The following is a 19,350-nucleotide window of genomic DNA, read 5'->3' as shown; positions in this document are numbered from 1 at the left end:
CGGCAAGCGATGCTTCTCATTCACTGCCCCTATTGCCAGGAAGACCGCCCGGAACTGGAGTTCCGCCATGCCGGTGAGGCGCATGTCGCGCGGCCGGCCGAGATCAGCGCCGAAAGCGACGAGGCGTTCGAGGGCTATTTCTTCATCCGCACCAATCCGCGCGGGATCGCCTATGAGCGCTGGCGCCACATCCATGGCTGCGGGCGTTTCTTCAACGCCGTGCGCGACACGGTGAGCGACCGGTTCCACACCACCTACAAGGCGGGCGGCGAGAAGCCGGACGCAGCCAGCGTCACCGGCGCGGCGACGGACGGAAAGGACAAAGGCTGATGGTCGGAGCCAATCGCATCGCCGGGACCGGCCGGCTTTCGGCAGCCGGGCGGCTCGCCTTCTCCTTCGACGGCCGCCCCTATCAGGGCCTGGAGGGCGATACGCTCGCCTCCGCGCTGCTTGCCAACGATGTCCATCTGGTCGGGCGGTCGTTCAAGTATCATCGCCCGCGCGGCATCCTGTCGGCAGGCGCGGAGGAGCCGAACGCGCTTGTGGGCGTCTACCGTGACGCCGCGCGCCGGACGCCGAACGTGCGCGCCACCGTCCAGGAGGTCTATGAGGGGCTGGCGGCGGTGTCGCAGAACCGCTGGCCGTCGCTCGCCTTCGACGTCGGCGCGGTCAACGACCTGTTCTCGCCCTTCTTCTCGGCCGGCTTCTACTACAAGACCTTTATGTGGCCGAAGGCGGCGTGGGCGGCGCTCTACGAACCCGGGATCCGTGCCGCGGCGGGGCTGGGTGTGGCCCCCGACCAGCCCGATCCCGACCGTTACGCCGCGCGCTACGCGCATTGCGAGGTGCTGGTCGTGGGTGGCGGCGCGGCCGGGCTTGCGGCGGCGCTTGCCGCGGCAGAGACCGGCGTGCGGGTCATCATCTGCGACGAGCAGGCCGCGCCCGGCGGGGCGATGCGGTTTGAAAGCGGCGCGCGCATCGACGGCGAGGAAGGCTGGGCCTGGGCGCAAAAGGCCGTGGTCCGGCTCGCCGGCATGGACAATGTGCGCGTGCTGACGCGCACGACCGCGTTCGGCTATTACGCCCAGAACTTCGTCGCGCTCGCCGAGCGCGTCGGCGATCATCTGGCCGACCCGGCCGGCCGGCCGCGCGAGCGCCTGTGGCAGGTGCGGGCCAGGCGGGTGGTGCTGGCGACCGGCGCGATCGAGCGGCACATGGTGTTTGCCGACAATGACCGGCCCGGCATCATGCTCGCCTCCGCCGCGCGCACCTATCTCAACCATTACGGGGTCAGCGTGGGCCGCAATGTCGGCGTGTACGCCGGCAACAGTTCCGCCTATGCGGCGGCGATCGACCTGAAACGGGCCGGCGTGGCGATCGCGGCGATCGTCGATCTGCGCGAGAGACCGAAGGGCGCCCTCTACGAGGAGGCGCGCGGGATCGGCATCGACGTCTTGCCGGGCCGGGCCGTCATCGGTGTCGACGGCCGTACACGGGTCCGCTCCATGACGGTTGCGCCGCGCACCGGCGGGCCGTCGCGCCGGATCGCGATCGACGCGCTCCTGACCTCGTCCGGCTGGACGCCCTCGGTTCATCTTTATTCGCAGTCGCGCGGCAAGGTCGCCTTCGATGCGTCCTCGCAGCGTTTCCTGCCTGATGCCTATCCGCAGGACTGCGTTTCGGTCGGCGCCTGCAACGGCACGGACGACCTGGCCGCCGTGCTGAAGGAAGCGGCCGCAGCTGGCGAACGGGCCGGCCGGGTGACGGGCGCCAGGGCCAAGGCGGCCAGGGCGCCAAGGGTCGACGCGTCGGAGGGCTGGGCGGGCGGCATGCCCGGCGCCGCGCCGGGCGCCGGCGCCGACGCGGCGGTGAAGGCGTTCGTCGATTTCCAGAACGACGTCACGGCCAAGGATATCCGCCAGGCGGTGCGCGAGGGCATGCGTTCGATCGAGCACGTCAAGCGCTTCACGACCAACGGCATGGCCACCGATCAGGGCAAGACGTCGAACATGCACGGGCTGGCGATCGCCGCCGAGGCGCTCGGCAAGGAGATGCCCGAGGTTGGGCTGACCACGTTTCGTCCGCCCTATACGCCGGTCACTTTCGGCGCGCTCGTCAATCAGGCGCGCGGGGCGCTGTTCGACCCGACGCGCAAAACCGCCATGCATGACTGGCACGAAAAGCACCGGGCGGTGTTCGAGGATGTCGGCCAGTGGAAACGGCCTTGGTATTATCCGCGCCCGGGCGAGGACATGCACGAGGCGGTCAACCGCGAATGCGCCACGGTGCGGCAGGCTGCCGGCCTGTTCGACGCCTCCACGCTCGGCAAGATCGAGGTGGTCGGCCCGGACGCAGCGGCCTTCATGGAGCTGCTTTACACCAATCCCTGGCAGAAGCTGGAGCCGGGCCGTTGCCGCTACGGCGTGATGCTGCGCGAGGACGGTTTTGTCTACGATGACGGCGTCGTCGGACGGCTGGCGCCAGATCGGTTCCACGTCACCACCACGACCGGCGGCGCGGCGCGGGTGCTCAATCACATGGAGGACTATCTCCAGACCGAGTTCCCGCATCTCAAGGTGTGGCTGACCTCGGTGTCGGAACAATGGGCTGTGATCGCCGTCCAGGGGCCGAAATCGCGCGACATCATCGCGCCGTTCGTCGAGGGCATCGACCTATCCGAGGCCGCCTTGCCGCACATGTCGGTGCGCGAGGGGCGGGTCTGCGGCGTGCCGGCCCGACTCTTTCGCATGTCGTTTTCCGGCGAACTGGGCTTCGAGGTCAATGTTCCGGCCGATTATGGCGAGGCGGTCTGGGAGGCGCTGTGGACCGAGGCCGAAAAGCACGGCGCCTGCGCCTACGGCACCGAGACCATGCATGTCCTGCGCGCCGAAAAGGGGTTCATCATCGTCGGCCAGGACACCGACGGCACGGTGACGCCCGACGATGCCGGTCTCGCCTGGGCGATCGGCAAGAAGAAGACCGATTTCGTCGGCATACGCGGCCTGGAGCGGCCCGACCTGGTGGCCGCCGGGCGCAAGCAGCTCGTCGGCCTGAGAACCCGGGATCCGAACGTCGTCCTGGAGGAGGGCGCGCAGATCGTCGCCGACCCGGAACAGGCAGTGCCGATGACGATGATCGGCCACGTCACATCGTCCTATTGGTCGCAGAATTGCGGCCGCTCGATCGCACTTGCCCTGATTGAGGGCGGCCGCGCGCGGATGGGCGAAACCGTTCATGTGCCGATGCCAGGCGGGGCGATCGCGGCGGAGATCGGATCGACCGTCTTTTTCGACGAACAAGGGGAGCGCGTGCATGGCTGACGCGGCGAGCAAGGAACCGGCGGTGCGCCGCGAAAGGCTGGCCGGGCTGTCGACGACGCGCGAGCACGTCAGTGTCACGCCTGGACCGCCGGCGGCGCGGCTTGCGCTACGCGCGGGTGATGACGCCCTCAACTCGGTCTCGCGGGCGCTCGGCGTCAGCGTTCCGCGCAAACCGAAAACGTCGGCGCGGGCGAAATCCGGCGGCCGGGCCGCATTGTGGCTGGGGCCGGACGAATGGTTGGTGATCGACGATGACGGCGCCGATCTGCCGGCCGCCGCCGGCCGGGCGAAGGCGCTCCATTCGGCCGTCGACGTGTCGCATCGCAACGTCGCGATCCTGGTCGCCGGCGAAGGCGCGGAGGCCTGTCTTGCCGCCGGCTGCCCGCAGGATTTGTCACTTGCCGCCTTTCCGGTCGGGGCCTGTTCGCGTACGGTTCTGGGCAAGGTCGAGATCGTGCTGTGGCGCACCGGCGAACAGACCTTCCACGTCGAGGTGTGGCGTTCCTTCGCCGAGTACGCCTACGCGTTTCTGGCCGAGGCGGCGCGCGACGTGTAGGCTTTGTCCGGCAATCGGACCGGTCTTCATGCACGACGCCCGCCTCGATCATCGTCAGCTGCTTGCCGCGCTGTCGCGCGCGCAACGCCGCGCGCTCACCGAAAAATCCGACCGGCCGGGGATCGTGCGGCTTTGTGTACATTTCGGGTCGATCGCCGGGCTCGGCCTGCTGATTGCGGCGCGGGCGCCGTTGTGGTCGGTGCTGGTGCCGATCCAGGGTATCCTGATCGTGTTCCTGTTCACGCTCGAGCACGAAACCATCCACGGCACCGCCTTTCGCACCGGCTGGCTCAACCAGCGGGTCGCGCAAATCTGCGGCTTCTTGATCGCGATCCCGGCCACCTGGTTTCGCTATTTCCATTTCGCCCATCATCGCCACACGCAGGACCCAAGACGCGATCCCGAGCTTGCCGCGCCGAAACCCGAAAGCCTGGGCGGGTATGTGGTGCATGTGTCGGGCCTGCCGCTGTGGTGGTCGCTGGCGATCACCCTGGCGCGCAACGCGGCCGGCCGCGTCGACGGCGATTTCGTGCCCGGCAATGCCAGGGGCCGGGTGGTGCGCGAGGCGCGCGTCACGCTGGCGCTATATGGCTTGCTGGCCGGGCTGTCGATTGCCGCTGGGTCGGACGTCTTCCTATTTATCTGGGTGATTCCGGCTGTGGTCGGTCAGCCCTTCCTGCGGCTTTATCTGCTCGCCGAGCACGGGCGCTGTCCGTTCGTGGCCAACATGCTGGAAAACACCCGCACCACCTACACCAACCGCCTGGTGCGCTGGATCGCCTGGAACATGCCCTATCACGCCGAGCACCACGCCTATCCCGCGGTGCCGTTCCACAAGCTGCCGCACTTCCACGCCCTGGCCCGCGCGCATCTCAAGGTAACGGAAAACGGCTATCGCCGCTTTCACGCCCGCTATGTGGGTGGCTTGCGCGGCTCTGGCGATGGCGGCCGTGCCGCGGATGTCAGGGATTGAAGGCGAGCAGCGGGCGCACCTCAATGCCGCCGACCTCGCGCTCGCGTGCCAGATGCTTGCCGGCCTCGATCGCTTCGTCGAGCGTGTCGCACTCGATGATCCAGAAGCCGAGCAATTGTTCCTTGGTCTCGGCATAGGGGCCGTCGACCACCATCGGGTCATTGCCGGCCTTGACGAAATGCGCCGTCGTCGTCGGCTTGAGGCGCAGGCTCGGTCCGATCCGGGCCTTGCTGCGGATCTTGTCCTCGGCCGCGCGCACACGTGCCATCATAGCCGCCTCATCCTCGTCGCTTAGGCAACTGGTTTGGGCCTGAGAGTGGTAGCAAAGCAGGGCAAACTGCATCTTATCCTCCTATCGCCGCCCCGTTAGGGCGAACCATGGCCGTTGCTACGGGTGCGCTCGGGCGGCTCCTGACGGCGTCGCCGGCGACAAGATCACAACGCGGCGATGCCGCCGTCGACGGAAAGCGTGTGGCCGGTCATGAAGCTGTTTTTCGGGTCGGCGGCGAACAGGATCACCTCCACCACCTCGTCGATTTCGGCGACGCGTTTCATCGGCACGCCCCGGGTCAGTTGCTCGATCGCCTCGTCTTCGCCAAGTCCGGTCATCCTGACGAAATCCTGCACCATGTTGGTGCGGGCATAGGAGGGGCAGACCGCGTTGACGCGAATCCCCTTGGCGGCATATTCGGCCGCGCCCGAGCGGGTAAGTCCGACGACGCCGTGCTTGGCCGCGGCATAGACGGAAAGGCGCGGGGCGCCGGCGACGCCGGCGACCGAGGCGATGTTAACGATTGCGCCGGCCCGGCCCGTGGCGCGCCGCTGTCGTTCCATCTGCGGGAGCTGGTGCTTCATGGCAAAAAACACGCCCATCAGATCGATGTCGATGATGCGTCGAGCCTCCTCGCTCGGCACGCTCGCAAGCTTGACATAGCTTTGCGCGATGCCGGCATTGTTGATGGCGATGTCGAGCCGGCCGAATCGTTCGACGGCGAGCGCCACCAATCGTTGCGACAGGCTCTCTTCGGCAATGTCGCCGGCCAGCGCCGCGGTCTGGCAGGAGAGCGAGTTAGCGAATTCGGCCAGGCTGGTCTCGTCGACATCCGACAGCACCAGCATGGCGCCGTCCTCGGCCAGGCGTTCGACCGTGCGGCGGCCGAAGCCGCCGGTGGCGCCGGTGACGAGCACGACCTGATCGGAAAACCGCGCCATCATACTCCTCCGTCCACCCGTTTCATCGCGAGGCTGGCAAGCAGCCGGACGGCCTCGCCGTATTTGCGCGCCTTGTCCGGATTCGAGGCGTTGCCGTCGAGGGCGCGCTTGTAGACGCCCTGGCAGATCGCGGCCAGCCGGAAGAAGGAAAAGGCGAGATAATAGGTCCAGTCGTCGATCGCGCCGATGCAGCGGCGTTCGCAATAGCGCGCGACATAATCCTCCTCGCTCGGAATGCCGAGGGCGGCGCGGTCGACGCCGCCGAGGCCGCGAAAGCCGGAACTGTGCGGCAGACGCCACTGCATGCACTGATAGGCCAGATCGGCCAGCGGGTGGCCGAGCGTGGAGAGCTCCCAGTCCAGCACCGCGAGTACGACGGGCCGGTCCGGCGCGAACATCATGTTGTCGAGCCGGAAGTCGCCATGAACGAGCGAGACCTGGCCGTCATCGGCGGGCTGGGCCTCGGCGAGCCAGGCCATCAGCCGCTCCATCGGCTCCACCTTGTCGGTGGCGGAGGCCCGGTACTGGCTGCTCCAGCGGCCGTACTGGCGTTCGAAATAACTGCCGGGCCGGCCGAAATCCGAAAGCCCGGCCTTGTCGATATCGATGTCGTGGAGTGTTGCGAGCGTGGCGTTCATCGCATCGTAGATCGCCGAACGCTCGCCATTATCCGTGGCCTCCGGCAGGGCCGGGTCCCAGAAGATCCGGCCTTCGATGTAGTCCATCACGTAGAACATGCGCCCGATCGGCGACTGTTCCGGCGACAGATGGAGCACTTTGGGGACCGGGAAGCCGGTTTTGCCGAGCGCGGCCATGACCCGGAATTCGCGGTCGACCTGGTGCGCCGATTTCAGCAGCGTGCCCGGCGGCTTGGCGCGCAGCACATAGCGGCCGGATCTGGCGCTGATCAAATAGGTCGGATTGGACTGTCCGGTCTGGAATTTCTCGATTTCTTCGAGCCCCTCGAACCCCGCAACCTGCTCCTCGAGATAGGGGGCGAGCGCAGCGGCGTCGAGGTCGTTCGGGTCGCTCACGACGCCTTGTCCAGTTTTTGAAGCTGGGAAAGAGTGAGCCAGCGCGCCGTCAGGGCCGGTTTTTTCGCGTTTTCGATCTCGATCGTCACGTCATAGGCGATCTCGACCCAGCCGGAGGGGCGAATATTGGCATTGGCGAGGAAAAACCGCGCCCGCACGCGCGCGCCGGCCTTGACCGGCGCCTTGAAGCGGACCTGATCGAAACCGTAATTGATGCCGATCACGGTATTCTTGAGCGGGGGAAGCGTCTCGTAGGCAAGCGCGGACAGCAGCGACAGCGATAGAAAACCGTGCGCGATGGTGCCGCCATAGGGCGTCTCGTTCGCCGCCCGCTCGGGGTCGACATGGATGAACTGGTGATCGTCGGTGGCGTCGGCGAACTGGTCGATCATGCGTTGCGAAACCGTTCGCCACGGCGAGATGCCGATTTCGGTCCCGATCACGGCGGTCAGATGGTCGGTGTCGACGGGTTGCAGCGGTTCCTTGCTCATCAGTCGCGTATCAATCCGGTTCCTTGAACAGAGACATGCCATGCTGGACCGACTGCCCGCCGTCAATCGGCAGGATTGCGCCGGTGACATAACGCCCAGCCTTTGCGCACAGATAAAGCGTTGCGCCGGCAATGTCATCCGGGTTGCCGATTCTTCCCAACGGCACGCGGCTTCCGACCCTGGCGGCCTTTTCATCGGTGTCGGTGGCGAACGCCGTCATCCGGCTCTGGAACGGGCCAGGCGCGAAGGCATTGACGGTGATGCGCCGGCCGGCGAGTTCGCAGGCCAGGGTCCGCGTCAGATGATGCACGGCGGCCTTTGAGGCGGTGTAGGAATAAGCCCCGTCGGCGATCGGCTGGGTGCCCATCACCGATCCGAGATTGATGACGCGGGCCGGGTCGTCGTCGCGCGCGGCGTGTTCGAGCAGTGGCAGGAGATTGCGAGTCAGGTGAAACAGACCGGTCACGTTGACGTTCAAAACCCGGGCCCAGGCGTGATAGGGAAAAGTATCCAGCGGCTCCCCCCAGCTCAGCCCGGCATTGTTGATCAGGATGTGCAGATGGTCGGTGCGAGCCCGCACCGCCGCGGCGAGCGCGTCCACCCCGTCTTCGCTGCCGACATCGCCGGCGAAACCCTCGGCGGTGCCTTCAGCGCCGAGCGCGTTCAGTTCGCCGGCCACCTTCTGGCATTCTTCCGGCCGTCGCGAAGCGATGTAGACATGGGCGCCCGCGCGCACCAGCGCGGTCGCCGCCATGCGGCCGATGCCGCTCGCGGCGCCGGTAATCAGGGCGCGCTTGCCGGCAACCGAGAACAGTTCCTCCAGATAAGCCATCGTCCTCCCCCTTTCGCGAACCGTCCGTGCGAGCCCGCATTGACAACATACTCAGTAGTATGTTCATCATTGTGCTGCCAGTAAAGAGCCCATCGGTCATGAACCGATACGATAAGAGGGCGGACTAGGGAGGTCATGCCGGCAATGTCGCTTGGCGTTCGCGAACCGGTTGTCGACAGTTCACGTGCCGACATCTTGCGTGCCGCGGCGACCTGTTTCATGGAACGCGGCTACGCCAGCACGTCGATCGACGACGTGGCGCGCAGTCTCGGTGCCACGAAGGGCCGGATCTATCATCATTTTCCGTCCAAGGCCGATCTGTTCGCCGAGGTCTTCCGCGCCGGCATGGACATGAACTACCAGGCCGTCGAACCCTACCGCCACCTGCCGGGTCCGGCGCTGCCGCGCTGGCGCAAGATGGCGATGGTGCATGTGCTGCAGATGATCGACACCAAACCGTTCCAGCGCGCGGTGTGGATCGGGGTGGAAATGCATCTGCGCGGCGCGACCACGCCCGCCCAGCGCGAGGTTTTCAACGAGTTGCTGGAATATCGCAGCACCTATGGCAGGCTGTTTCGCGAAACGTTGCTGCAGGGGCGCGAGGAGGGCGTATTCCGGTTCGACGACATGAGCATCGCCAATCAGTTGATGTTCATGACGCTCAATTCACCGATCTTCTGGTATTCGCCGCGTGTCGGCGAGACCCGCTCCGATATCGAGACGATAGCCCGCCAGGTGGTGGATTTCGCCCAGGGCGGGCTGCGTGGAACACAGGAAAACCCGATATGAGCACCATGGAGCTCGGCATGACCGAGCGGCTGAAGCCGATCCACGACAAGGTCGCGCGCATGGTCCGCGAAGAGATTGTGCCGCTCGACGAGGAGTTTCTGGCCGAAGTCGGCAAGAACGGCGACCGGTGGGCCTATACGGCGCGCCAGACCGAAATCCTGGAAGGCCTGAAATCCAGGGCGCGCGAGCGTGGCTTGTGGAATTTCTGGCTGACCGATTCCAGCCGCGGCTACGGCCTGTCGACCGTCGAATATGCCTATCTCGCCGAGGAGATGGGCAAGGCGCATCTTGGGGCGGAGACGTTCAACTGCTCCGCGCCCGATACCGGCAATATGGAGGTGCTGGAGCGCTACGGTTCCGAGGACCACAAGCGCACATGGCTGGCGCCGCTGCTGGAGGGCCGTATCCGCTCGGCCTATCTGATGACCGAACCCGACGTCGCCTCATCCGATGCCACCAACATCGCCATGCGCTGCGAGCGCGACGGCGCCGACTACGTGCTCAACGGCGAGAAGTGGTGGTCGTCGGGTGCCGGCGATCCGCGTTGCGCGATCTATGTGGTGATGGTGAAGACGGCCGAGGACGGGCCGAAACATCAGCGCCATTCCATGATCCTCGTGCCGGCCGATACGCCCGGCATAACCAAGCTCAGGGCGATGCATGTCTATGGCGAGGACGACGCGCCGCACGGCCATCTCCATCTCAAATTCGAGAACGTCCGCGTTCCGGCCGAAAACCTCATTCTCGGCGAGGGGCGCGGCTTTGAGATCGCGCAGGGCCGGCTCGGACCCGGCCGCATCCACCATTGCATGCGCGCCATCGGCCAGGCCGAGATGGCGCTGGAGCGGATGTGCCGGCGCTCCATGCGCCGCGAGGCGTTCGGCAAACCGCTTGCCCAGCTCGGCGCCAATTACGACATCATCGCCGAATGCCGGATGGAGATCGAAATGGCGCGGCTATTGTGTCTCAAGGCCGCCTGGATGATGGATCAGGGCGACCCGCGCGCCGCCGCGCCCTGGATCAGCCAGATCAAGGTGGTCGCGCCCAGGGTGGCGCTGAAAGTGACCGACGAGGCGATCCAGATGTTCGGCGGCCAGGGCATCAGCCAGGACACGCCGCTCGCGCGCTCGTGGACGCATTTGCGCACGCTGCGCCTTGCCGACGGACCGGACGCGGTGCATCGCCGGCAGGTGGCACGGGTCGAATTGAAGAAATACACGCAGGAAAAGGTGTGACGGCGACATGAAAGCGATCGTTGCCCGCGATTTCGCCCCGCTCGACCGGCTCGAATATGCCGACTGGCCGGAGCCGGAGGCGAGCGGCCATATGGTGGTGATCGAGGCCGAGGCGATCGGCGTCAACTATCCCGACGGGCTGCTCGTGCAGGGGCTTTATCAGATGAAGCCGCCGGTGCCGTTTGTGCCGGGCATGGAGGTGGCGGGCACGGTGGCGGCGGTCGGCGATGCGGTGAGCAGAGTCAAGGTCGGCGACCGGGTCGCGTCCGTCTCCTCGCTCGGCGCCTATGCTGAAAAGGTCGCCGCCCACGAGGACGCGGTGATGCCGTTGCCCGATGAGATGAGCAACGAAGACGCCTGCGCGCTGTTGTGCGGCTTCGGGACGTCGCACCACGCGCTCAAGCAGCGCGGCAAGCTGGCGGCGGGCGAAACCTTGTGCGTGCTCGGCGCCGCCGGTGCGACGGGGCTTGCGGCCGTGCAGATCGGCAAGGCGATGGGCGCGCGCGTGATCGCCGTCGCCTCGAGCGCGGACAAACGTCGGATCGCCGGCGAGGCCGGCGCCGACATCGTGCTCGGCTACGACAATCTGAAAGAAGCGTTGAAGGAGGCGACTGGCGGCAAGGGGGTCGATGTCGGTTACGACCCGGTCGGCGGCGAGGCTTTCGACGCGCTGGCCCGCGCCATGGGCTGGGGCGGCCGGTTGCTGGTGATCGGCTTCGCCTCCGGCACGATCCCGAACTTCCCGGTCAATCTGGCCCTGGTCAAGGGGTTCAGCGTCGTCGGCGTCTTCTGGGGCGCGTTCACAGCAAAGGAGCCCGCCGCCTACGCCGCGAACATGCGCGAACTGGTCGGCTGGTATCTGGACGGCAAGGTCAAGCCGGTAATCGAGGGCGAATACCGCCTCGCGGAGGCCCCGGCGGTGCTTGCGCGGGTGATGAACCGAGGCGCGGCCGGCAAGCTCATCCTGAAACCCGAAAGGCACGGCGCATGACGGTACCAGCCACGATGAAGGCGCTTTTGCTCAAACATGACGGCTATTCCGCCGAACCGTCGGACGCCTCGCTTGCCGACATGGGCTCCTTCGTCGAATTGAGCGAAATCGGCGTGCCCGAGCCCGGCCCGAGCCAGGTATTGGTGAAGGTTCGCACGGCGGCGATCAACCCGTCGGACGTCATGTTCGTCAAGGGGCTCTATGGCCAGCCGCGCCACAAGGGACAGCCGGCGGGGTTCGAAGGAGTCGGCGAGGTGGTGGCGGCCGGTTCGGACGCCGCCGCGCAGAAGCTCGTCGGCGCGCGCGTCGCCTTTCCCACCGGCCTGTCGAACTGGGGTTCGTGGGCCGAATACGCGGTCGCCGAGGCGGCGGCCTGCATTCCGCTGATCGATGGCGTCAACGACGTCGACGGCGCGGCGATGATCGTCAACCCGTTGACCGCGCTCGCCATGTTCGGGATCGTCAAGGAAGAAGGCGAAAAGGCCTTCGTGCTGACGGCCGCGGCGAGCCAGCTGTGCAAGCTGATCATGGGCGTGGCGGCCGAGGAGGGCTATCGGCCGATCGCCATCGTGCGCCGCGACGACCAGATCCCACTGCTCGAAAAGGCCGGGGCGGCACATGTACTCAACGCCTCCGCGCCCGATTTCGATGCCGCATTGAAGGCGGTGATGAAAAAGGAGCAGCCGCGGATTCTTCTCGACGCGGTGACCGGCCCCCTTGCCGGCCGGATTTTCAACGCCATGCCGAAACGGGCGCGCTGGATCGTTTATGGGCGGCTCGACACGGAGACGACGCCGATCCCGGAGCCCGGTCAATTGATCTTCATGCATAAGCGCATCGAAGGTTTCTGGCTGACGAATTGGCTACGCGGCGCCGCCCCCGAAAGCAGGGTCGCGGTCGTCATGGAGGCGCAAAAACGCTTCGCAGACGGACGTTGGTCGACCGATGTCACGGCGATCGTGCCGCTTGACGAGGCTATCGCGCGCGTGCCGGGCGAACTCGCCAAGCCGAACGGCAAGGTGTTTATCGCGCCCTGAGGAAAGAGTTGGCGAGTTTGCTTGCGGGGACAGGCAAGTCGCTGTTACGGTTTAAAAAAACACGGCAAAGACCGTGACATCGATGGGAGGAGAACGTCTTGGACGTCTTGCAGCTTGTTGTGAGCGGCCTCGCCAATGGGTGCGTCTACGGTCTGATCGCCTTGGGGTTCGTCCTGATCTACAAGGCGACCGAAGCCGTGAACTTCGCCCAGGGCGACTTCATGATGCTCGGCGCCTTCATCGCGCTCGGCCTGACCAACCAGGATTTTCTGGGCTGGCCGTTCTGGCTGTCGGTGCCGATCGCGATCGTGGTGATGGGCGCCTTCGGCTATCTGCTCGACCTGTTCGTGCTCAGGCGCATGTTCGGCCAGTCGCAGATCGCAATCGTCATCCTCACCATCGCGCTCGGCTTCGTGCTGCGCTTTTTCGCCGGGCTGATCTGGGGCCATGAGCCGATCTCGCTGGAATCTCCGATCGCCGGCAAGGACGTGCGCTTCGGCGGGCTGGTGCTCGGCCTCGACGAGGTGATGATCATCGCCGTCACGCTGATCCTGACCGTCGCGCTCTATTTCTACTTCAACCGCACCAAGCTCGGCGTCGCCATGCAGGCCGCCTCGCAGAACCAGCTCGCGGCCTATTATATGGGCATTCCGGTGATGCGGGTTCACTCCCTTATCTGGGCGCTCGCCGGAGCGGTCGCAGCGATCGCCGGCATCCTGTTCGCCTCGAAGGGTTCGATCGATCCCTCGATCGGCCTGCTCGGCATCAAGGCCTTCGCCGCGGCGGTGATCGGCGGGTTCGGCTCTTTACCGGGCGCTTTGCTCGGCGGGCTGATCGTCGGACTGATCGAGCCGTTCTCGTCTTATTACATCGCGGCTGGCTACTCGCAGATCATGCCCTATCTGCTGTTGTTCCTGATCCTGATCTTCCGACCGCACGGCATTCTCGCCCAGATCCACCGGAAGAAGGTGTAGCGCGGCCATGAGAATCGTCTTCAAGACATCCTACGACGCCGACATCAACTATTTCCGGCACGGCGCGCAGGCCGCGTGGTATTTGCTCCTGGCGGTGCTGGCGGTGTTGCTGCCGCTGTTTTTCGACACGTTCTGGCTCGGCGAGATGACCAATCTTCTGATCTGGGCGATCGCCGGCATGGGGCTGATGATCCTGGTCGGCCAGACCGGCCAGGCGAGCCTCGGCCACGCCGCCTTTCTTGCCGTCGGCTGTTATGCCAACGTGCTGTTGCAGGAGAGGCTCGGCCTGCCGTTTATCCTGTCCTTTCCGCTGGCCGGCGTGATCGCCGGGCTGGCCGGCGTGCTGATCGCCATCCCGACCACCAAGCTGCACGGCATCTATCTGGCCATCGGCACGCTGGCGATCTCCATTCTGACCGACGACCTGATCGTCATCGCCGAACCGCTGACCAACGGCGTGGTCGGCCTGTTCGCGCCGACGATCAGTATTCTCGGGCTGGAGATCGATCGCTACGGCAATCCGGAGCGGTTCTACTGGCTGGTGCTGATCGTCACGATCCTGGTCGTGCTCGCCTATCGCAACCTGCTGCGCTCGCCGCTCGGCCGCTCCTTCGCCGCGGTGCGCGATTCGGAAGTCTCGGCGCAGGCGATGGGCGTCAATATCGCCCGCACCAAGGCTGTCTCCTTCGGCATATCGACGGCGATCACCGGTCTGGCCGGGGCGCTGATGGGCCATTTCGCCGGCATCTTCAACAACGAGACCTTCAACATCATCATCTCGATCCAGCTTCTGATGATGATCGTCATCGGCGGGCTCGGTTCCATCCACGGCGCGTTTTTCGGCGCGATCGTGGTGGCGTTGATGCCGCAAGCGATCGCAATGGGGCGCGATTTCCTCACCGGTCTGACCGGCAGCGGGTCGATCGCCATACCGGGGCTGGAATCGGCGATCTTCGGCGCCATCCTGATCGGATTCATCCTGTTTGAGCCGATGGGCATTTACGGCCGCTGGGTGAAGATCAGGACCTATTTCGAGCTCTTTCCGTTCTACCGGCGCGACATGTTCAGGCGCCAGAAGAGCTATCTGAAGACGGAGCGCATGCGATGAGCCTGCTCGAAATCGACAATGTCACGCTTCGCTTCGGCGGCGTGGTGGCGGTCAACCAGGTCTCGTTCTCGGTCGAGGCGGGCGAGGTTTTCGCGCTGGTAGGCCCCAACGGCGCCGGCAAGTCGACCATCTTCAACCTGATTTCGCGCTTCTACGAGCCGGCCGAGGGCGACATCCGCTTCGACGGTAAGAGCATCCTGACGCGCCAACCGCACGAGATCGCCGGGCTGGGGATCGCGCGCACCTTCCAAAACATCGAGCTGTTCGAACAGGCCACCGTCCTGCAGAATCTGCTTGTCGGACGCCATCGCCACCGGCACTCCAACTTCGTCTCGGAACTACTGTTCACCCCCTTCGTGCGCGAGGAGGAGCGGCGCCACCGCACCGCGGTTGAAAAGGTGATCGATTTTCTCGACCTGCAGCCCTATCGCGAGAAGATGATCGCGGGCCTGCCCTACGGGGTGCGCAAGGTGGTCGAGATGGGCCGGGCGCTCGCGATCGAACCGAAGCTGCTGCTGCTCGACGAGCCGGCCTCCGGCCTTTCGGTGGAGGAAACCCAGGACGTCGCCTTCTGGATCGAGGACATCAAGATCCAGATGGGCATCACCGTCTTGATGGTCGAGCACGACATGCATCTCGTCTCCTCGGTCTGCGACCGGGTGCTTGCGCTGGCCGACGGCATGATGCTGGCCCTTGGAACGCCGGCGGAAGTCCAGAACGATCCCAAGGTGATCGAGGCCTATATCGGCACGGCCGACGACACGGCGGAAAAGGAGGTCGCATGAGCGGCGCCACGGCAGCACAGGCACATCCAGACCAGGCGCCGCAGGCCTTGCTGACGGTCAGCAACCTGGAAAGCTATTACGGGCCGATCATGGCGATCCGCGGCTGCAGCCTCGAGGTCCGCGAGGGCCAGATCGCGACCGTGCTCGGCGCCAACGGCGCCGGCAAGACGACGCTGATGAAGACGATTTCGGGCGTCATGGACCCGGAAAAGGGACAGATTGTCTATCACGGCGAAAACATCGCCGGCGCCAGCCCCGACAGCATCGTGCGCAAGGGCATCGTTCACGTGCCGGAAGGGCGCGAGGTCTTTCCGCTGCTGACGGTTGAGGAAAACCTCAGAATGGGGGCCTTCACCCGCAGCGACGCGGGCGAAGTGCGCCGCGACGAGGAGATGGTGTTTTCCTATTTTCCGATCCTGGCCGAACGGCGCCGGCAGGCCGCCGGCACGCTGTCGGGCGGCCAGCAGCAGATGCTGGCGATCGGCCGCGGGCTGATGGCGCGTCCGACGCTGATGCTGCTCGACGAACCGAGCCTCGGCCTGTCGCCGCTTTTGGTGAAGGAGATTTTCAGGATCATTCGCCGCCTCAACCGCGAGCAAAAGGTGACGATGCTGCTTGTCGAGCAGAACGCCAGGGTTGCGCTGGAAGTGGCCGACTACGGCTACGTGATGGAGTTGGGGCGCATCGTCATGGCCGACGACGCCAAGCGCCTGCTCCAGTCGAAGGACGTGCAGGAATTCTATCTCGGCGTCCAGCAGGAGACGCAGCGCGGCCAGAAGCGCTGGAAGCAGAAAAAGACCTGGCGCTGAGGCGCGCCGCAACGGGAGGAAGCAATGACGATTGCCGAAAAACTGCCTCCGCAACAGACCGTCCGCGGGCATAGTTTCAACGCGGATATGTCAACGGGGCCTCAGTTCTTCGACGGCTGCGACACGCTGGCCAAGCTGTTCGGCCAGCGTTGCCAGGAGCTGGGCAGCCGCGTCGCGCATCGCGAAAAACAGTTCGGTATCTGGCTGTCCTATACCTGGGAGGATTTTTATGAGCATGCAAGGCTGATCGGGCTCGGCCTGCTCGCGCTCGGCCTGAAGCGCGGCGAGGTGGTGTCGATCCTGTCGGAAGACAACAAGGAATGGATTTATACCGACCTCGCCGTGCAGTCGGTGGGCGGCATCGCGTCGGGAGTCTACACCACCGATTCGGCAACGCAGCTGCACTATCTGGTCAACGATTCCGACAGCCGCTTCCTGTTCGTGGAAAACGACGAGCAACTCGACAAGTACCTGTCGGTCAAGGACGGAATGCCGGGGCTTGCCAAGGTGATCGTCTACGATGCCGACGGCCTGCACGGCTTTTCCGACGACAGGGTTATCTTCCTCGACGAGCTTTACCGGCTCGGGCGCGATTTCCTGAAGCAGAATCCCCAGCGTTTCGAGGAAGAGATCGCCAAATCGAAACCCGACGACACCGCGATCCTGGTCTACACCTCGGGCACCACCGGTCCGCCCAAGGGTGCCATGATCAGCCATGAAAACATCATCGTGTCGATCGCCGGCGCGGTGCTGACTCTGCCGGTCGACGACAGCGACGAGCAGGTCTGCTTTCTTCCGCTGTGCCATATCCTGGAACGTCTGATCAGCGTCTTCACACCGATCGGCCTGCGCTCGACGGTCAATTTCGCCGAAAGCCCCGAGACGGTGTTCGACAATCTGCGCGAGGTCTCGCCGCATGTGTTCACGGCGGTGCCGCGCGTCTGGGAAAAGGTCTATTCCCGCGTCACCATCATGGCCAACGAGGCGACGCCGCTCGGCAAATGGGCCTTCCGCCGCGCCTTGGCGGCGGGCATGGCGCGCGCCGAAGCGCTGGAAAACGGCGAGACCGTTCCCGTGTCGACGCGGCTTTCCTATGCGGTCTGGGATTTCCTGGTACTCAAGAATCTGCGCCGTATGCTCGGTTTCGACCGGTTGAGGCGCGGGACGACCGGCGCGGCGCCGATCTCGCCTGCGCTGCTGAAGTGGTACCGGGCCGTCGGCATCACCGTTCTGGAAGGCTACGGCATGACCGAAAGCGCCGGCGTGATCTCGGTCAATCTGATCGAAAACAACAAGACCGGCACGGTCGGCCAGCCGGTGCCTGGCGGCGAAATCCGCATCTCGACCGAGGGCGAGATCCAGTATCGCGGCGCCAACGTCTTCAAGGGCTACTGGAACAAGCCCGACAAGACCGCTGAAACCGTCACCGAGGATGGGTGGCTCAAGACCGGCGATGTCGGGAGGCTCGACAATCAGGGGTTCCTGACGATCACCGGCCGGGTCAAGGACATCATCATCACCGCCGGCGGCAAGAACATCACACCGGCGGAGATCGAGAACCGACTGAAATTCTCGCCCTTCATCGCCGATGCGGTGATCATCGGCGACAAGCGCAAATATCTGACCAGCCTGATCATGATCGATCAGGAGAATGTCGAGAAATTCGCGCAGGACCGACGGGTGCCGTTCAACGACTTCAAGTCGCTGTGCGCGGCGCAGGAGGTGCGCGATCTCATTGCCGGTATCGTTGCGGAGACGAATGCGGAATTCGCCCGCGTGGAGCAGATCAAGGATTTCCGCTTGATCGACGTGCTCCTGACGGCCGAAGATGAGGAATTGACCGCGACGATGAAGTTGAAGCGCAGTTTTGTCGAACAAAAACACAAGAAACTGATCGACGACATGTATGGCCAGCCCGGCCATGCAGAAACCTGACCATAATTGCCAAGGAGGAAATACCCATGAGGAAGACACTGACCAGATCCATCCTCGCCGCCGCGATGGCGGCCGGGATGGCCTCGGCCGCCAACGCCACGCAGGGCGTCAGCGACGACGAGATCGTGCTCGGTTCCAACGGTGATTTGTCCGGCGTGTTCGCCGCCTTCAATGTCGGCGCCATCAAGGCGGCGCAGCAGGTGTTCGACGAGGTCAACGAAAAGGGCGGGATCCACGGGCGCAAGATCCGCTTCGTCGTCGAGGATCACGGCTATCAGGTGCCCAAGGCGGTGCAGAACTTCAACAAGCTGGTGAATTCCGACAAGGTGTTCGCCATGTTGCTCAATCTGGGCACGCCGCACAACATCGCCGGTTTCAAGATCATGGAATCGAAGGAGGTGGCCAACGTGTCGCCGCTGACGGCCGCGCGCCAGATGATCGAAGGCGACATCTCCTACAAATATACCGGCTTTTCGTCGTATTACGACCAGATCCGCGCCGGCGTGGAGTTTTTGGTCAAGCAGGACGACGCCAAGGAAGTGTGCGCGATGTACATTCCTTCCGATTTCGGCAAGGAAATCGAGGAGGGCGCCAAGAGCAAGGCCGAGGAGATGGGGCTGACCTGGGCGGCGGAGACCACGCACAAGCCCGACGAGCAGGATTTCGTCGGCTCGATCCAGAAGCTCAAGGATGCGGGCTGCGATATCGTCGCCACGGCGCTCGGCGTGCGCCAGACCATTGTCGCCTTCGGCACGGCCAAGAAACTCGGCTGGACCGATGTCGCCTTCATCGGCTCGTCGGCCGGCTTCAACACCGCCGTTGCCAAAGTGCCCGGCGGCGTGACGGAAGGCTATTACGCGGCGGCCGGCTGGGTCGATTTCGAGGCCAGGCTGGATGTTCCCGAGGTCAAGCAGTGGGCCGAAAGCTACGAGGCCTATGCCGGCAAGGCGCCGGACACCGCCGCGCAGCTCGGCTACGGCGCGGCCAAGACGCTGGTCATGGCGCTCGAAGCCGCGGGCCCCGACCTGACGTCGGAAAGCTTTCGCACTGCCATGGAAGGCGTGAAGTTCGAGGACGTGGTCAATGACGTCCCGGTCGATGTCGGTCCCGACCACCAGGGCGGCGAGCTGATCATCATCTCCAAGATCGTGGGCGACAAGTGGGTCGAGGTCGGACGCATCGATCCGTCGACCTCGAACTGATCGGCAAGTCCCGACAAGGGGCCGCGCGACGATTGTCGTGCGGCCTCATTTCTTTCCGGGACCAGGG

19 protein-coding genes are annotated in these 19,350 nt (G+C 64.9%); 14 read left to right on the top strand and 5 right to left on the bottom strand.

Annotated features, from left to right (window positions below):
- Positions 1-9: 9 nt before the first annotated feature.
- The 4 genes from ACT2B0_RS15390 to ACT2B0_RS15375 are packed head-to-tail and all read left to right on the top strand — an operon-like array spanning position 10 to position 4,849.
- Positions 10-330 (top strand): sarcosine oxidase subunit delta, encoded by a 321-nt coding sequence (locus ACT2B0_RS15390; RefSeq protein WP_473458933.1) that lies wholly within the window; start codon positions 10-12, stop codon positions 328-330.
- Positions 330-3,320, top strand: coding sequence for a sarcosine oxidase subunit alpha (locus tag ACT2B0_RS15385; protein WP_473458931.1), 2,991 nt, complete (start codon positions 330-332; stop codon positions 3,318-3,320). Before ACT2B0_RS15390 ends, ACT2B0_RS15385 begins: the two co-directional genes overlap by 1 nt.
- Positions 3,313-3,876 carry a sarcosine oxidase subunit gamma gene (locus ACT2B0_RS15380; RefSeq protein WP_473458929.1) on the top strand — a complete coding sequence of 188 codons (564 nt, stop codon included), beginning with the start codon at positions 3,313-3,315 and terminating at the stop codon, positions 3,874-3,876. Before ACT2B0_RS15385 ends, ACT2B0_RS15380 begins: the two co-directional genes overlap by 8 nt.
- A gap of 28 nt (positions 3,877-3,904) precedes the next feature.
- Positions 3,905-4,849: a fatty acid desaturase gene (locus tag ACT2B0_RS15375; protein ID WP_473458927.1), complete on the top strand. Its 945-nt coding sequence runs from the start codon at positions 3,905-3,907 to the stop codon at positions 4,847-4,849.
- Here ACT2B0_RS15375 and ACT2B0_RS15370 read toward each other — a convergent pair.
- The 5 genes from ACT2B0_RS15370 to ACT2B0_RS15350 form a co-directional block, all read right to left on the bottom strand.
- Entirely contained in the window at positions 4,839-5,192 is a 354-nt protein-coding gene (locus ACT2B0_RS15370; RefSeq protein WP_473458925.1) for a YciI family protein, read from the bottom strand. The two genes, ACT2B0_RS15375 and ACT2B0_RS15370, sit on opposite strands and share 11 nt — an antisense overlap.
- 92 nt (positions 5,193-5,284) lie before the next feature.
- The gene (locus tag ACT2B0_RS15365; protein WP_473458923.1) at positions 5,285-6,061 is read right to left on the bottom strand and encodes an SDR family NAD(P)-dependent oxidoreductase; all 777 of its coding nucleotides are present in this window, start codon (positions 6,059-6,061) and stop codon (positions 5,285-5,287) included.
- The gene (locus tag ACT2B0_RS15360; protein WP_473458921.1) at positions 6,061-7,095 is read right to left on the bottom strand and encodes a phosphotransferase family protein; all 1,035 of its coding nucleotides are present in this window, start codon (positions 7,093-7,095) and stop codon (positions 6,061-6,063) included. Before ACT2B0_RS15360 ends, ACT2B0_RS15365 begins: the two co-directional genes overlap by 1 nt.
- Complete coding sequence (locus ACT2B0_RS15355; protein WP_473458919.1) at positions 7,092-7,586, bottom strand: MaoC family dehydratase; 495 nt, start codon at positions 7,584-7,586, stop codon at positions 7,092-7,094. Before ACT2B0_RS15355 ends, ACT2B0_RS15360 begins: the two co-directional genes overlap by 4 nt.
- Before the next feature lie 10 nt (positions 7,587-7,596).
- Positions 7,597-8,418, bottom strand: coding sequence for an SDR family oxidoreductase (locus ACT2B0_RS15350; protein ID WP_473458917.1), 822 nt, complete (start codon positions 8,416-8,418; stop codon positions 7,597-7,599).
- 144 nt (positions 8,419-8,562) lie between these two features.
- Here ACT2B0_RS15350 and ACT2B0_RS15345 point away from each other — a divergent pair, with 144 nt between their 5' ends.
- The 10 genes from ACT2B0_RS15345 (at position 8,563) to ACT2B0_RS15300 (ending at position 19,283) form a co-directional block, all read left to right on the top strand.
- Entirely contained in the window at positions 8,563-9,207 is a 645-nt protein-coding gene (locus ACT2B0_RS15345; RefSeq protein ID WP_473458915.1) for a TetR family transcriptional regulator, read from the top strand.
- Entirely contained in the window at positions 9,204-10,442 is a 1,239-nt protein-coding gene (locus tag ACT2B0_RS15340) for an acyl-CoA dehydrogenase family protein (RefSeq protein ID WP_473458913.1), read from the top strand. The genes ACT2B0_RS15345 and ACT2B0_RS15340 overlap by 4 nt, the downstream gene beginning before the upstream one ends.
- Positions 10,443-10,449: 7 nt before the next feature.
- Complete coding sequence (locus tag ACT2B0_RS15335; protein WP_473458911.1) at positions 10,450-11,433, top strand: NADPH:quinone oxidoreductase family protein; 984 nt, start codon at positions 10,450-10,452, stop codon at positions 11,431-11,433.
- On the top strand, positions 11,430-12,470 hold the full coding sequence (locus tag ACT2B0_RS15330) for an alcohol dehydrogenase catalytic domain-containing protein (RefSeq protein WP_473458909.1): 1,041 nt from the start codon (positions 11,430-11,432) through the stop codon (positions 12,468-12,470). Before ACT2B0_RS15335 ends, ACT2B0_RS15330 begins: the two co-directional genes overlap by 4 nt.
- 98 nt (positions 12,471-12,568) lie before the next feature.
- Positions 12,569-13,444: a branched-chain amino acid ABC transporter permease gene (locus ACT2B0_RS15325; RefSeq protein ID WP_473458907.1), complete on the top strand. Its 876-nt coding sequence runs from the start codon at positions 12,569-12,571 to the stop codon at positions 13,442-13,444.
- A 7-nt stretch (positions 13,445-13,451) separates the two neighbouring features.
- Positions 13,452-14,552, top strand: coding sequence for a branched-chain amino acid ABC transporter permease (locus ACT2B0_RS15320; protein WP_473458905.1), 1,101 nt, complete (start codon positions 13,452-13,454; stop codon positions 14,550-14,552).
- Positions 14,549-15,337, top strand: coding sequence for an ABC transporter ATP-binding protein (locus ACT2B0_RS15315; RefSeq protein ID WP_473458903.1), 789 nt, complete (start codon positions 14,549-14,551; stop codon positions 15,335-15,337). The genes ACT2B0_RS15320 and ACT2B0_RS15315 overlap by 4 nt, the downstream gene beginning before the upstream one ends.
- The gene (locus ACT2B0_RS15310; RefSeq protein WP_473458901.1) at positions 15,334-16,146 is read left to right on the top strand and encodes an ABC transporter ATP-binding protein; all 813 of its coding nucleotides are present in this window, start codon (positions 15,334-15,336) and stop codon (positions 16,144-16,146) included. The genes ACT2B0_RS15315 and ACT2B0_RS15310 overlap by 4 nt, the downstream gene beginning before the upstream one ends.
- A gap of 87 nt (positions 16,147-16,233) precedes the next feature.
- Entirely contained in the window at positions 16,234-18,081 is a 1,848-nt protein-coding gene (locus ACT2B0_RS15305; protein ID WP_473458899.1) for an AMP-dependent synthetase/ligase, read from the top strand.
- A 26-nt stretch (positions 18,082-18,107) separates the two neighbouring features.
- On the top strand, positions 18,108-19,283 hold the full coding sequence (locus ACT2B0_RS15300; RefSeq protein WP_473458897.1) for an ABC transporter substrate-binding protein: 1,176 nt from the start codon (positions 18,108-18,110) through the stop codon (positions 19,281-19,283).
- Positions 19,284-19,350: the final 67 nt, after the last annotated feature.

This window comes from Nitratireductor sp. J20-h4 (genome assembly GCF_056780505.1).
The sequence above is the reverse complement of the archived record's forward strand: the minus strand, read 5'-3'. Positions and strand labels throughout refer to the sequence as shown.

Bases quoted from the DNA above. Each gene is read 5' to 3' on its own strand.
- ACT2B0_RS15330 (WP_473458909.1), top strand. From the start codon at position 11,430: ATGACGGTACCAGCCACGATGAAGGCGCTTTTGCTCAAACATGACGGC.
- ACT2B0_RS15390 (WP_473458933.1), top strand. From the start codon at position 10: ATGCTTCTCATTCACTGCCCCTATTGCCAGGAAGACCGCCCGGAACTG.
- ACT2B0_RS15375 (WP_473458927.1), top strand. From the start codon at position 3,905: ATGCACGACGCCCGCCTCGATCATCGTCAGCTGCTTGCCGCGCTGTCG.
- ACT2B0_RS15315 (WP_473458903.1), top strand. From the start codon at position 14,549: ATGAGCCTGCTCGAAATCGACAATGTCACGCTTCGCTTCGGCGGCGTG.
- ACT2B0_RS15350 (WP_473458917.1), bottom strand. From the start codon at position 8,418: ATGGCTTATCTGGAGGAACTGTTCTCGGTTGCCGGCAAGCGCGCCCTG.
- ACT2B0_RS15355 (WP_473458919.1), bottom strand. From the start codon at position 7,586: ATGAGCAAGGAACCGCTGCAACCCGTCGACACCGACCATCTGACCGCC.
- ACT2B0_RS15300 (WP_473458897.1), top strand. From the start codon at position 18,108: ATGAGGAAGACACTGACCAGATCCATCCTCGCCGCCGCGATGGCGGCC.
- ACT2B0_RS15340 (WP_473458913.1), top strand. From the start codon at position 9,204: ATGAGCACCATGGAGCTCGGCATGACCGAGCGGCTGAAGCCGATCCAC.
- ACT2B0_RS15310 (WP_473458901.1), top strand. From the start codon at position 15,334: ATGAGCGGCGCCACGGCAGCACAGGCACATCCAGACCAGGCGCCGCAG.
- ACT2B0_RS15320 (WP_473458905.1), top strand. From the start codon at position 13,452: ATGAGAATCGTCTTCAAGACATCCTACGACGCCGACATCAACTATTTC.
- ACT2B0_RS15335 (WP_473458911.1), top strand. From the start codon at position 10,450: ATGAAAGCGATCGTTGCCCGCGATTTCGCCCCGCTCGACCGGCTCGAA.
- ACT2B0_RS15370 (WP_473458925.1), bottom strand. From the start codon at position 5,192: ATGCAGTTTGCCCTGCTTTGCTACCACTCTCAGGCCCAAACCAGTTGC.
- ACT2B0_RS15365 (WP_473458923.1), bottom strand. From the start codon at position 6,061: ATGGCGCGGTTTTCCGATCAGGTCGTGCTCGTCACCGGCGCCACCGGC.
- ACT2B0_RS15380 (WP_473458929.1), top strand. From the start codon at position 3,313: ATGGCTGACGCGGCGAGCAAGGAACCGGCGGTGCGCCGCGAAAGGCTG.
- ACT2B0_RS15345 (WP_473458915.1), top strand. From the start codon at position 8,563: ATGTCGCTTGGCGTTCGCGAACCGGTTGTCGACAGTTCACGTGCCGAC.
- ACT2B0_RS15385 (WP_473458931.1), top strand. From the start codon at position 330: ATGGTCGGAGCCAATCGCATCGCCGGGACCGGCCGGCTTTCGGCAGCC.
- ACT2B0_RS15305 (WP_473458899.1), top strand. From the start codon at position 16,234: ATGTCAACGGGGCCTCAGTTCTTCGACGGCTGCGACACGCTGGCCAAG.